At 44.2% G+C, this 12,796-nt stretch carries 11 protein-coding genes; all 11 read right to left on the minus strand.

What is annotated here, in order from left to right:
- Positions 1–56: 56 nt before the first annotated feature.
- Positions 57–314, minus strand: coding sequence for a hypothetical protein (locus tag EOD41_RS10680; RefSeq protein WP_127704784.1), 258 nt, complete (start codon positions 312–314; stop codon positions 57–59).
- An 853-nt stretch (positions 315–1,167) separates the two neighbouring features.
- Positions 1,168–3,885, minus strand: a complete 2,718-nt coding sequence (locus tag EOD41_RS10685) for a tape measure protein (RefSeq protein ID WP_127704785.1) — start codon at positions 3,883–3,885, stop codon at positions 1,168–1,170.
- Positions 3,885–4,307 carry a hypothetical protein gene (locus EOD41_RS10690; protein WP_127704786.1) on the minus strand — a complete coding sequence of 141 codons (423 nt, stop codon included), beginning with the start codon at positions 4,305–4,307 and terminating at the stop codon, positions 3,885–3,887. Before EOD41_RS10690 ends, EOD41_RS10685 begins: the two co-directional genes overlap by 1 nt.
- A 2-nt stretch (positions 4,308–4,309) precedes the next feature.
- Positions 4,310–6,355, minus strand: coding sequence for a hypothetical protein (locus EOD41_RS10695; protein ID WP_127704787.1), 2,046 nt, complete (start codon positions 6,353–6,355; stop codon positions 4,310–4,312).
- Positions 6,356–6,457: 102 nt separating this feature from the next.
- Positions 6,458–8,575 (minus strand): SGNH/GDSL hydrolase family protein, encoded by a 2,118-nt coding sequence (locus tag EOD41_RS10700; protein WP_127704788.1) that lies wholly within the window; start codon positions 8,573–8,575, stop codon positions 6,458–6,460.
- 2 nt (positions 8,576–8,577) lie between these two features.
- Entirely contained in the window at positions 8,578–10,185 is a 1,608-nt protein-coding gene (locus EOD41_RS10705) for a hypothetical protein (protein WP_127704789.1), read from the minus strand.
- Between the two features lies 1 nt (position 10,186).
- Positions 10,187–10,711 carry a hypothetical protein gene (locus tag EOD41_RS10710; protein ID WP_127704790.1) on the minus strand — a complete coding sequence of 175 codons (525 nt, stop codon included), beginning with the start codon at positions 10,709–10,711 and terminating at the stop codon, positions 10,187–10,189.
- Between the two features lie 4 nt (positions 10,712–10,715).
- On the minus strand, positions 10,716–11,501 hold the full coding sequence (locus EOD41_RS10715) for a hypothetical protein (RefSeq protein WP_127704791.1): 786 nt from the start codon (positions 11,499–11,501) through the stop codon (positions 10,716–10,718).
- 133 nt (positions 11,502–11,634) lie between these two features.
- On the minus strand, positions 11,635–12,090 hold the full coding sequence (locus tag EOD41_RS10720; protein WP_127704792.1) for a hypothetical protein: 456 nt from the start codon (positions 12,088–12,090) through the stop codon (positions 11,635–11,637).
- A complete protein-coding gene (locus EOD41_RS10725; protein WP_127704793.1) occupies positions 12,087–12,311 on the minus strand; it encodes a hypothetical protein in 225 nt (74 codons plus the stop codon). Before EOD41_RS10725 ends, EOD41_RS10720 begins: the two co-directional genes overlap by 4 nt.
- A 10-nt stretch (positions 12,312–12,321) precedes the next feature.
- Positions 12,322–12,795, minus strand: a complete 474-nt coding sequence (locus EOD41_RS10730) for a DUF5675 family protein (RefSeq protein ID WP_127704794.1) — start codon at positions 12,793–12,795, stop codon at positions 12,322–12,324.
- Position 12,796 lies beyond the last annotated feature (1 nt).

Here is a 12,796-nt window from a genome sequence, read left to right on the forward strand (position 1 = left end):
TTTTTAGGGTGGCCTCCGCTTGTTTAGCGCGCCGCTTCCAATATTTAATTTGTCCTTCAGTGGATGGCATCGTGCACCTCCTTCCGCATTTGCCCCTGAACGATTAAACCTACACTTATAAAGTGGAGCAGCTCGAGTAGACTATGTGTTTGCTCCGCAGCCAGGTAATCGGAATTATGCATTAATAACGATAGAAGTGATTCGCTCATACCGGCAAGCTTGTCATCGGCGGTAATAAGGTGCTGTAATTGATCTTGCAGTTGATCCCAGGCCTCGGTACGGGCCAGTGGAGTTTGATTTTTCTGTGTTCGCATTTTAGAAAAATTAGCGATAATGCCCAGGTCACCGCGAACACAGCCGAGTTAACGGAAGGGTCGCCGGACTTTCACCGGTATGCCTGGGTTTATCAAGAAATATTTTTGTTGAGTTACACCTCAACTGTGTTCGCACTACAAACGTGCAAAACATAGTTGAAAAAAACAAATTAATTAATCGGATGAACGATCCTTATGGCACTCAATGAAGGTTGTAGTAGTGACTTTAACTCCATTTATCCAGTCTACCTTGGTTTTAGCATTGTTTTTTCTGTATTCTTCTATATCGTCTTTAGTTTTATCGCAAAATTGAATTGAGCTTTCCGATGTACTGGTTTGCTTTTCAGCAGTGACACGTATAGAATGATGGCACGTCCAGCAATATTTTAACTTTTTGCAGCTGATAAACTGGCTTGCAGTTATTAATAATGCGCAAACAAAAATTTTCGGTTTTAGAATCATTGGCAAAGTTTAAGTTTTAGCTAACGTAAATAGAATACGCGGCAAAAACAAGCCACCATGGCCAGCATCGAAGTTTTATGCGATACTGCAGCTATTATTACTGATCACACTCGGTATAATAGTTTTTAGTAATGGTGATCGTGTCCTGTTGAATAACCTCGCTATAGTTGCCGGCGTCGAGCAGCTGGTTAATTTCCTTAACAGACATATTGCACAAAGCTTTCTCGGAAAACGACCTGATAATAGTTGTGTCATTGCTGGCATGGGTGAAGGTTCTGAACCGGCATTTATAGCACGACGACTTTTTGCAGGAGATTAGGAAAACTGTTGTTAGAAGTAGTAATAAGTATTTCTTCATGTGAAGGTTTGATCAATCAAATATACAAAATCATCACATTGTTGCCTGCTGCCTGATTTTCTCAATTTTCTTTTGCTCCTCTTCCAGGTCAAGCACCGGGAAAGCCCACGGCTTACGCGCAAACTTTTCAAAGTTGTTATTAAGAGCATTAACCGCCGCAATGAGCTCGCTGTTATCATTTACAAAACTCATTGGTGCCGTTGTCGGATTAGTTGAATTGCTCGAATATCCTGGCGCCTGGATAAACGCACCTTGCCGGGCCATGGTGATAGCACGGGATACGCTTGATACATTGACGCTGGCGCCGTTGTTATACATGGAGTTGAACATTAACTTATCAATCAGCTCTTTATTATTACGATACGCTGCGCCGCTGTAAACAGCGATATATTCATCTCGTTCCATTTCCAGCAACTCCTTGCCGGCTTTGTTGTCATAAACAGATATTCCACCCTGCTCATGCGTCGGACCGGTTTGTATGAATGCGCCTTTACGCGCTTTTTTAGTTGCCTTCGGCTCCGGTACATTGTCGGCGCTTTTAATAGCTGCCTGTGCCCTGGCCATGTTTGCCATCACCGTGACAATTGCCGCCGCTACCCTGATAGCATAATCAATTGGCGTTAATGACGTTTTTGCATTATTTGCTGTAACAGCAGAAATAGCAGTTGCTGTATCAATAGCCATTTGAGCTATAGTAAGCGTACGTTGAAACATAATACCCAGCTTACTATTACCCATAGTAACTTCGATCAAGCTTGCCAGTCCGTTGGTTATTTGAGTAGCATACTCCAGGCGCTTTTCTTCAAGGGCATTTTGTTTATTTACTGAATCCTGCTTATTCTTAATATCGTTTTCGGCTATCGCAAGCTTTTGCTTTGATATTTTAGCTTCAATCTCCGCAGTAGAACCGCCAAATTGTTCCTGGTATGTCAACAATGCCTGGTAGTGCATCAATTGTAGATCCAGTTCTTTTGCCTGAAACTCCTGCTTTATTTGAATGCGCTGCTCTTCAGTAGACGCAAGCTGTAATGCTGCTGCCTGGTCATCGTTCAGTTTGTTGCCGGCATCATCATAGTAGTTGTTTATGTTGGCTTCGCCTTCGCGGTAAGCACTGGCAATTGCGTTACTGTCTTCTTTATCTTGCTGCTGATTGTTCTTTTCCTCTGCCTGTATCTTCTCCTGTTTTTTTAAGCCAGGGAGATTTTTGATCATGCTACCGATCTCTTTCTTGTCAGACGCGCTGGCATGCGGATCTTTGGCAAGCTTTTGAAGTTTTTCAAGCAATTTTTTGTACTTGTCATCAATCACTGCAAGCTGAGCGTCCAGTTCATCAATCGTGCCTTTTTGCGCGACAGCTGCCAGCGCTGTGTAAGAACTGCGGATCGATTCTAATTCCGATTCATACTGACCAAGTGATTGCTGATATTTTTTTGCTGCCTCTTTCCTGTCTGCCTCTTCTTTAAGCCGCTCCTGCTCCCGTTTGCGTACCTCAGCAGCCGCTTTCTGTTTACGATCAGCGTCAACAGCCTCAACAAAAGCCTGCTCACGATGCAATGTTAATTCAAGGTCGTGCTGTTCATTTTCAATATACTCCCGCTCTTCGCCAGTTCCGCGTTGCAAACGTATCACCTTGTAGCGAGCATCAAGCCTGGCCAGTTGCTGTTCGATATCATTGATCCTTAGCCTTGTACCTTCATATATTGCAAGCTGCTCCTGTTGATTATGCTTGTTAAAACTTTTGAGTGCAGTTTCCGCATAATTATCCGCGTCCTCTTTCATGCGTTGATCAGCACTTTTTACAGCATCCACAAGCATGTTAAGGTGATCATTTAACGCGCTGACAGCAGATTGAAGCCAGCCGCCGGTTCGTGAACCTAACGTACTCAACAGTCGGTCCCAATTGTCGCTTATATTGGCGATACCTCCACCTACCGTTTTTGACATTTTTTCCATGCCGCCGGCGACACCATCCATCTTACCAAAAGTGAGTATGGCGTTTTTAATCGCTTCTTCGCTGTTTTGTACTTCTAACGTGATTCCCTTAAATGATAGTTTAACTGTATCGCCATCCTTTTGAGCACGGATACCGAATTCTTTCATGCGTTCAAATTCACCGGTGGTTGCGTCAAGAATAGCTTCCGCAAGTTGATCAAATGTTTTTCCTTGTGAGGCTGCCAGATCTCCCATTTCCCGCATTTCATCCATAGATGGAATAATACCACGGTTCACAAACTTGACATAGGCGCTTGTTAGCTCTTCCAGGCTGAACGGGGTTTCAGCGGCAAATTTTTGCAAGTTATTTAATGCACGGCGACTGCTGCCGGCATCACCTAATGCGTTGGTTAGCACTGCATCAAATTTTTCAAATACAGTGTAAGTTTGGATCACTGAACTTATAAGTGACTTTAACGCACCAACTCCTGCCATGATACCATTGGCCATTAGCGTACCTAAAGCTACATTTCCCGCGAGTCCATTTATTTCCATAAAGCCTCTTCGAAAATCAGCGAAAAAGCTTTTCTGCTCATTGGCATTACGATCCACTTCAAGCCGGTATTCACGTGCGGCATTTGTGAGGGCCCGCTGCTGGTTAGTCAGCTCTCTATATCGCGCAGGATCTTCTTCCTCACGTAGCCTTCGCCTGGCGGCTCGAACGCCGTTTAAGGCAACAGCTATCTCGTCGGCACTTGCACGTGCACGCTGACCATTTATGACGAGGTTTATTACACTTTGTTGATCTAATCCAGCCATTATAATTCCATTGATATATCGCCTGATAACCCTTCAGTAATTTGAGGCATGACGACTTTGTTAAAATGAAGGGCATACAGTTCGATGAACCGTTTGACCTGCGAATAATATGTTTTTGAGAACCACGGCGCCTTTTTCCGCTTGTTATCCCTGCTACGGTACTGGCCAAGGTTAACACCGCGACCGACGCGCATGTCGCGGAACCGACCATACTGCAGCATTTTTGTAATTACCTTTTGCGCATCGCCGTTATTTGCGATAACCTGTGTTTGTATGCTCTTCCATAGGGGGCCATCAAGCTCACCAATGTCATATTTATCCAGGGCCTGCAGTAATTTGTCCCAGGCAACCTGAGCCCATTCTTTCGCAAACTGCTCGGTGTTGAGATCGATCCGGAAAGGTGCATCGGTATTGTTAGCCATGGTTAATAATAAATCATGTAATAGTTGTAGTACCTGGTAAGCCTTGAATTGCGCGGAAGGATCACGTAGTGGTAATCATTCTCCTGCTGGAAATTATAGCGGATCCCTTCGTTAGTTTCCAGGATGCGCGGCTTGCCACTATACACTTTTATCTTCAGGTCGGCCAACTCGTGCTGTTGCAAAGGCAAGCCGGATATCGCCTTTATAATGATAGCGCTGCCGCCGGTTCCTTTGGGAGTAGTCGATATCTTGATGGTGTCTTCATTGTAAACCGGCCGCGTCGTATCTGAATAGGTTGTTACCGCGCCAACCTTCACATCGGTAATGCCGTGCAGGTCTGGATCAAAATATGCTTTGATATACATCCCCTTTGGCACCAGGTTATTTTCATCGGTGTTTAAAACATCGTTTGCGTCCGCTACTTCAGCTACAGTTACGTTTGTTTTATAATCAAAACCAATTGCCTTGGCGTAGATCTTTGTCAATACCCTGTCTGTCGAATTATTATACGACAGTTGAAATTTTTGCTGGATCAACTCTATAGTATTAAGTCCGTCTGTGCGGAAGTAATACTTATCAGTTGTTTTATACGATGCCAAAATACTTGGCGGTATTGCTGCCGGTATTCTTAACGGTTTTGCATCGTTCATGAACCGGTAGTACATTTCGTCATCCTTATCAAGCGGCATATTAGTTACGCTCGGCAGGTCATAGCCGGTATCTCCGATCGGCTTGAAACCCTCATATTTTAATAATCGCAGCGGCCAAGTGTTTATCGAAGTCGGATCATTTACATCTTCATAGTGTATGCCGTTCGCATAATCTACCCGTTCGTTTTCGGGAAGGTTCATATTTGCATTTGGTATGCCGTAAGCAAACAAAAACCAATTCAACGTGCCTTGCTTAACAAAGGGCTGCCGCAACGCAACATCACCATAGAAGTTCTCGAACATATTGGTCGTGGTGCATTCAAGTTCCACTTCCGTTTTTCCATCGCCTATTATCAACTTTTCATTTGGCGGACGCTGGCTACCAAATTCAGTTTCCATCAGCATGGCATCATCCTGCTCATCAGGTTTAAGCCATACCGTGTATCCCCGCTCTTCAGGTATTTCTTGTTCTATACCTTTAAGAATGTAAGGTGTCAGATCAATGCCGTCCTTCCGGTTGTAGATGCTTTTGAAAGTTTCTACTGTAAGTGTGTTTGTACTTAAATTAAAGTCAAGTGCCAGATGCAACCGTTCCCTGATTTGCTTAAAAAATTCGGAAATCAGCATGTTCGGCATATAGGCCGGCCACGGAAATCGCACCGGCTCTGTATCAGAACGCCTGGTGTAAATGCATATTCTGTCGATATCCGGATCAGTAAAGAATTCACCGGCAACCTGTAGCCCCAAAAATTCGGCAACTTTCTTTACTATATACTTCAACTTAAAGAAAGGACTTTGCGCGTAATTCCAGGCGTAGGGGTTACTAATATAATCCGGACGTCTTGCTACAAATTTGTGCGTCGCATAGTTCCAATAATTTATAGAAGGATAGGAAAACGTTGGGGTTTCTTCAACGCCACCAAAGACCGAATTCCATATCGGCAGGTAGAAATAATTATAACTTTCAGGATGCTCAACCGTGTCAAGCATGAGCGCCTCCATTGCATCCTCGGTATTAATGTTGTAATCACCGTCATCGCCGCGGATCTCTGTAAGCCTGGTTGTTTTAATAAGTGTAGAAAGCGCCGTTACATTAGGCTCGAGGTTGCACTCAAAACCGTCAGTATCTACACGGTACCGGATGTTGCCGGTAACCATTAAAAATTCATCAGCATATAACTTCGCCGGCATAGTATAACTGCTTGTACTTGCTTCAACCAGGTGCGACAGATTAAAGAACACCAGGTTATTTTCTGTAAAAGGCGCCTTGAATGAATAGCCGACATCCGCGAGCAACTTATCCGCGTCATTAAAAAGCGGGTTGATCTTCTCAATGGTAACGGATACATCAGGCGTTAGCTGCAGCACCAGGCCGGCGTTGTTAACTATACGGATCATTTTTATGGTACTGTTTCGATTTTAAAAGCTATCTATCTTGATTATGAACTCAGGCGCCGAGATAAAACAAGGCCTGGTCGCTTAGATTATTTACGTTATGAGTTACAGCTTGCTTTTTTCCTTATAGTTATACGTGTAACCATGTCCGCTACACACCATCCAGTTGCCTAATGGCAACGCAGCGCTTATACGCTCCAACGCGTCTAAAAAGACAGAACTATAGGAGTTATTATACAACATTAATTGAGGGTCGGCAACTTCGTTATCAAGCGCGATCAGGTTATTTGTGCCCATATAGAACAAAAACAAGTCCCCTGCAACCGGTGTATAAGTAGCCATATAAGTTAAAAACCTGTCCAATATATGCTCTATACGGGCGCCTCCTATTGCTAAATTTACACGCGTCGAGCCTAAGGTTTGGCTTATCCTTGTCGGATACACCGCATTTGTACCGGCGGTAAAGCTATCGCCATTAAATATGATGCGTGGTGGCTTTCCAAACATTACGTTTATGCGCGAGGCAATAATATCACCTATTATGTTATAGACTGCCGTAGTAGGATGCAGGTTATCAAAAGTGGCCGAAGTCGGTATCTCATTACTTAAGTAGGCCAATATATCCACATAGGTATAGACGCTTAAAGTGTCCGAGGATGTTAGTCCTGAATTAACCCAGGATGCGCTCACCTGTAACGTCACGCCTATGTTGCCAGTGTTATTTTGCACTAAGGCACATGTTACAACCAGGCCATTGATTGCGCTAACCCTGTAAACGTCGAAATTTGTTTTCGTTCCAACGCAAATGAGTATTCCAACCGTAATGAGTGAAACATTAGTTACAGAAATATCCACGCTGCCGTAAAGAGCAGGAACCGTGAAAGGTGCGGACACTTTCATGTTTCCAAAATCGTAACGGTTATTAATACCTGCGTTTACGTTTATCCATTGCTGCGGATATTGTTGCGCTAATTTATTGTTTAGCGCAGTCATGGCTTCATATGACGCATTGCCCTTGCCTATTGCAAAAGTGTTTGTTGCAATGGCAGTGTTCATCGGCGATAACTTATAAACCGTACTTAAATCGGTAGTGTTAAGCGTATCGCGCGTCACATGCAGGTAAAGCGCTCCTACGGGCACTTTTATAAGCTTATCAATAAACTTACCACCCGCAATATTTACTGTTGCATCACCCAACTCTACAACCGCGCTTGACACTGGTGTTGAGGATGTTGAAAATGCGTATATTCTTGACGAGTTACCCTTAGCAGCTCCGCGTATCCGATAAAGGTCACCTGCTTTCACCTCGTACACATAGATATGATAACCGGCAAGCGAAAAGCCACCTCCTGCCGCACCTAAATAAGTATTGTTGATTATTGATAGTGGCGTGAATTCAGCGTTTAAAACTTCGTTTGTATTGCGCTTATACAGTATGTCTTTGTCCAATATGTTGGATGTCCATTCAGATAAGGCAGCGCTTCCTGTATCAATCTTATAGCAAATCGCTAAAAAATATGTCTCATTGCTAACTATGTACGTCGCGTCTATTGTAGAAGGCGTGGTGTTGGAATTGCTAAGTTTTATAAGCTCTTTTCTATTTGCAGGTAAAAATGCTGTATAGCTATCATAGACGGCAGCTATATAAGTGTTGGAACCTGTGCTTGATGCAACAATTCTTAAGCTGTAAATATCCTTTAGCGAATAAACAAAGGTTTTGAACTGCGCACTCGCTGTATACCCGGCTGCGTTTATATAGCCATCATAAGTAGCTACCAGCCTTTCGGCGGTAACAGATGAATCCTGCGAAGGCAGTAGTAACGGCGCTTCATCTAATAGCGCAGCGAGATTGTCAACTTGTGCTTTAACTGGATCGAATTCAGTTTTTTGCGTATAGTCGGTTAGGACGGGGGCATCCACCAGTAACCATTTCGCTTCCCAAGCGGTTGCATTCCTGATAAAATAAGGCTGGCTGACATATTGGGTTCCAACTTTGGCAGGGATCGATAAATTATCGAAGTAAGTGTAAGGCCCTGTGTTTGGTTTAACATCCCAACGATCACCTACCTTAATAGCGCCTATTGTTGCCGGATTTGTAGTTACTATAGCCGGGCCTTTATTACTATTTGTTACTTGTTCAAAGCCTGCTAACACCTCCTCTTTACTTAGGGTTTCGTTTTTTTCATAAAAGAACTTTTTCAGTTCGTCAATAGTACCAGTCATATCTATATGTCGTTTATGGGGTTTGTTGGTCGGCTCAAGTCCGGCACAATCAGTGCGCCGGTGCTGCCGGTGTAATTTTCTTCATCGAAAGCCAGGCGGTACTCAATCTTGGCAGCTTTGAGGTTTACGGCGTCTTGTTTCGGATCAAAGTTTTTAGAGGTAATCTTGATCGGGATAAGTGTATTGCCGAACACGCGATATGCTTCTCGGGATATTACAAGCTCTTTAAGGCAATTCACATCACCGGCGATGTATCCGGATTGCAGTGTGTCTGATTCAACCATCTTTACATCATACCTTATGAAATTACCATCAGTTGGCGTCTCGAGTGATTCGATGGCTTGTGCTTCACTGTCGGTAATTTCTGTCTTTGGAATACTCTTTCCGTTAGCCCGTAGCGTTTTGAAGTTGCCGGCGCTATCACCGTATAGAATATACCTGGTGTAATCCTGATAGTCACGATTGACTATATAAGTTTTGGCAACTGTTCGCGAATCACCTGATGTACGCTCAATCAGTTGCACTTCATACCTGGTAATGTTTCTTAGAGATGTGGTGTAGGCCTGTAGGCCGAGCTGCTGATACCCCGTACTTACACTTACCTTTTCAAGGGGTTGAACCGTTCCGCCAGCGATTATTTTAATATCCGTGGTGCCATCAGAAAGGAATACTTGTACCCGAATGTCCAACTGCTCAGCAACATTGCGCATATTCAAAAAGTACAGAAACTGCGGCTGGTTCGTGTTAACCTCAATATTATCGACCGGGTAACTTTCAAACCATCGCTGAACTTTATATAATGTTGGCCCAGGCAATAGGTAGTTTTCCAGGTGATCGGTATTAGTAATTTGGCTGAGCGCTTGCTTACTATACCCTCCAAGACATACCAGATATTCTTCCGTTATGGCGATCGCTTTAAATTCAGGTGTTTCACCATAATATTGCATGTACTTGAGGTAATATCTTAACACTGATGTGCTACATACTTGCCATACCGAGGTAAGATCAGGCTTATCATATTTTAGATGCGGATTGAGTACTCCCGACAAGTCTTTTATGGTTTTACCGGTAACAGGGATATCCAAACTTAGAGCGCGGTCAAACAGAGGTTTTAAAGCGCCGACTTTCCAAACTTCGAGGAAATGGTTGAAATTAGGTTTGTAAGCGATGTCGATACCCGTGTTACCGATAATCACCGCAAGATTGCCTGCAGTCCATGGTGACATGTTAAAGATCTTGCCTTTCTGTTTTGCTACAACGGAAATGCTATGAGCTGCCGAATAGAATGTATATGCGAGATTAAAGTCCCGATTTATATAATAGTTACTTTGTAACCAAGTGATAACTGAGCGCACGTGCGCTTCTGATCCGTCACCCGATGGGTATTGAAGCCCGGACGTATTCGGCGATATTGCAGCTTTAAATGTAAGATCAGCTCCGGCCCAGGTCAGTTTTAGATCTGCCGCCGGCAATACCGTTCCGTTAAATTTGATAATACATGTTGCTGTTGCGCCGGCATTGTCCAGGATATCATCACTGTACAGCTCGATAGGATTTGGGTTGCGGCTAAATGCAACTCGCGGCGGCGCTTTTGTTAATGATACTCCCATGCTATTCGATCCAATCCCCCTCGTTATATACCAAGTTTACCGGCGCCTTAAATTCAAACCAAAAGCTTTTGCCGTACCAGTTGCCGTCTACCGCGGTCATATTGGTAAACTTGATAGCCGTACTGAAAACTACCTTGGCAGCTTTCAGCGCCCCGATGATGTGAGCGCCCTGATCATCCCAGTGGTCCTGGGCATCGCGGCGCATCCTGGAAACGATCTTCAGCAGTATCTCTTTAGCCTGGTCACGGGCCTGCCTAATACCGGCACGGGATCCATCGCATTTTGCCAATACGTGCAGGCCGATTCTCGGCATATCTTTTTGGCTATCCCATTCACCGATCTCGCCATCGCCAATCTCGAGCAGCAAGCAAACTGGCTTTCCCATGCTTTTTACCGCGTCATCAAACTCGTCGAGATTATACGGATCGGTTATACGGTAGAACGCCGGCTCATTTTCGGTGTGCTGAATTTCCTTCAGCTTTGCCGCAATATTTTCAAAGTATTCGTCCAGGAACTGTTCTGACATGGTATTAGCGGTTTGATCTTAATTTTTCTTCGAGCTCTTCGTTGTACTTCGACTTTTTGTTCATGTCCATCAGCACAAGCCATATATTGGTTTGCAGCACTTCGTCATAATAGCCAAACTTGTCGCCGGCTACATCGTGAAAAAGGGAAGCCCAATTGGTTATTTGCGTGCCGGTACCGGCATCGATAGCTGTAGTTTCTTCAGACTCCTTCCAGATATAAGGAAAGGCTTGTATAATAAAATTACGGCAACCGGCATAGTTGATCGCTATGGCGCGCTTAACATATTTTTTCAGGCCTTTGAAGTGTCGCTCATGCTCTCCGGCACTTTCCATTGAATATTTTTTTCGGTTTCCCGTAAACCAGTGCTTTTTTTGATAAAGCACCGCTATAAGAATATCCAGGTATTTGTAATCGTTACTACCCAGGTAACGCTGATAAGCACCTTCGCAGAACATAAACTCTTCAGCGGTTAGGTTAGCGAGGCGATCTTTTGGCCCGTAATAAGATTCACCACTAATACGTAGCTTTTTGATTATCCATGCTTTTATGAGTGGTTTTTCATATACCCAGGTGATCAATGGTACCAGCTGATCCTTTAGGTAATTTGGAAGTTTTAAAATTTCAGGCATGTTGAACAGCCCGTAAACCATGTAATAGTCTCGTTGGTGCTGCCGATGCTCAGGTATAAAGTGGAAGTTGATCGCCAGGCGTAAAAGCGTCGCTGCCGTCAGCTCGTCCCAACTTGCAGGCGCCTGGTACTTGATGTCGTTTATACTGATATGGTGCATGACAATTCGAAATTGCCATGCACCAGGGTTGTATTAAAGGACAGTTAGTAAGCGCGGTACTTGAAGTAGTTGTAAGTAATGACTGCCAATATAATGACAGTGCATATCACGGTTATGATGTTAAAGGGATCCGTCATGCTGCTTGTTTTTTACGTTCCTGGTAAACCCACTCAAGCAAGTACACACCATCCGACCAGGTAAGCTTACCATCGGCGCGAGCTTTGGCTATCAGGATAGCGAGGTTATGGAGAAAGGCGCTCTTTGCATCTGTATCAAGATCCTGTATTGCTTTGGAAGCGCGTAATATGATCTGCTCGAATGGTTCGTGAACATTAAACGCCGCTATCAGCTTAAGCTTAACCAATATGCCGGGAAGATTTGCACGTAACCAATCTTTAACCTTATCATCTGCATTCCCTGGTATAAGAGCGGTCGCCACATCGGCCACCGGCGAATCAATTAAAAGCTTAAGGTTTTCGGTAACGATAACACCAAGCTCAACCGCCTTTTTAAGATCGGCCGGCAACTCGGCAAACAGATTTTTGATCCAGGTAACAATACCTGAAAGGACTTTCAATAGTTTTTTCATTTTATCTGATTTTTAAATTTGAGGTACGCTTCGAAAACTTTTATAAAGACAGTGAGTATCCCGATCAGCACACCGATCCATATACCCAAAGAGCTGCCGATCTTAGTTATAGATTCGTCAGTAAGAAAATGCCGGAACCATCCCAAAAAGGTACTACCGGCTGAAGCTGCCATGCCGATCCACGGCTTTTTTGACAGGTAAACACAAATTGCTGTAAACATGATGATAAGGTTAAGCGGCTTGTTTAACCGGCCCGTTTACCGGTTCGTCAATAATTGTTATGTACACTTTGCCGGTTTTAAGCAGCAACTGCAGGCGCACCATGAATTTGGCGAAAGTGTCGCGCGAGTTGCCGACAAAGTCAATTGAGCGGGTTGATCCTAACAGTATGCAGCCGTCGGTATCAACTGCGTAGTTGCCGGCATGTATGCGTATGCCAGCAAAGCCAAGTATACCAATAAGTAGCGGCATCAGTTTTCTAAACCGGTAACTCATGTCGATAATCACCTGGTACCGGCCGGCGGGGATGCACGTTTTGCCCGGCACCTTTTTTTCGCCCGGATCGTTCAGGTCGCCGTCGCGGTTAAGGTCGCGGCAAACATCTTCCAGTGTATAGCAAAAGAAAGAGCCGTTAATGTACAGTTCGCCTGTGGTTGTGTTGTTGGTGTACCATTTGCGGCGCACCGTTAAATTCCATACTTGCATA

The sequence above is a fragment of the Mucilaginibacter limnophilus genome (genome assembly GCF_004005815.1).
In the GTDB taxonomy this organism is placed as follows: domain Bacteria; phylum Bacteroidota; class Bacteroidia; order Sphingobacteriales; family Sphingobacteriaceae; genus Mucilaginibacter; species Mucilaginibacter limnophilus.

What these genes read in the sequence shown, in the direction of transcription:
- EOD41_RS10690 (WP_127704786.1), bottom strand. Translation starts at nt 4,307, where the DNA reads ATGGCTAACAATACCGATGCACCTTTCCGGATCGATCTCAACACCGAG.
- EOD41_RS10680 (WP_127704784.1), bottom strand. Translation starts at nt 314, where the DNA reads ATGCGAACACAGAAAAATCAAACTCCACTGGCCCGTACCGAGGCCTGG.
- EOD41_RS10720 (WP_127704792.1), bottom strand. Translation starts at nt 12,090, where the DNA reads ATGAAAAAACTATTGAAAGTCCTTTCAGGTATTGTTACCTGGATCAAA.
- EOD41_RS10695 (WP_127704787.1), bottom strand. Translation starts at nt 6,355, where the DNA reads ATGATCCGTATAGTTAACAACGCCGGCCTGGTGCTGCAGCTAACGCCT.
- EOD41_RS10685 (WP_127704785.1), bottom strand. Translation starts at nt 3,885, where the DNA reads ATGGCTGGATTAGATCAACAAAGTGTAATAAACCTCGTCATAAATGGT.
- EOD41_RS10725 (WP_127704793.1), bottom strand. Translation starts at nt 12,311, where the DNA reads ATGTTTACAGCAATTTGTGTTTACCTGTCAAAAAAGCCGTGGATCGGC.
- EOD41_RS10705 (WP_127704789.1), bottom strand. Translation starts at nt 10,185, where the DNA reads ATGGGAGTATCATTAACAAAAGCGCCGCCGCGAGTTGCATTTAGCCGC.
- EOD41_RS10730 (WP_127704794.1), bottom strand. Translation starts at nt 12,795, where the DNA reads ATGCAAGTATGGAATTTAACGGTGCGCCGCAAATGGTACACCAACAAC.
- EOD41_RS10700 (WP_127704788.1), bottom strand. Translation starts at nt 8,575, where the DNA reads ATGACTGGTACTATTGACGAACTGAAAAAGTTCTTTTATGAAAAAAAC.
- EOD41_RS10715 (WP_127704791.1), bottom strand. Translation starts at nt 11,501, where the DNA reads ATGCACCATATCAGTATAAACGACATCAAGTACCAGGCGCCTGCAAGT.
- EOD41_RS10710 (WP_127704790.1), bottom strand. Translation starts at nt 10,711, where the DNA reads ATGTCAGAACAGTTCCTGGACGAATACTTTGAAAATATTGCGGCAAAG.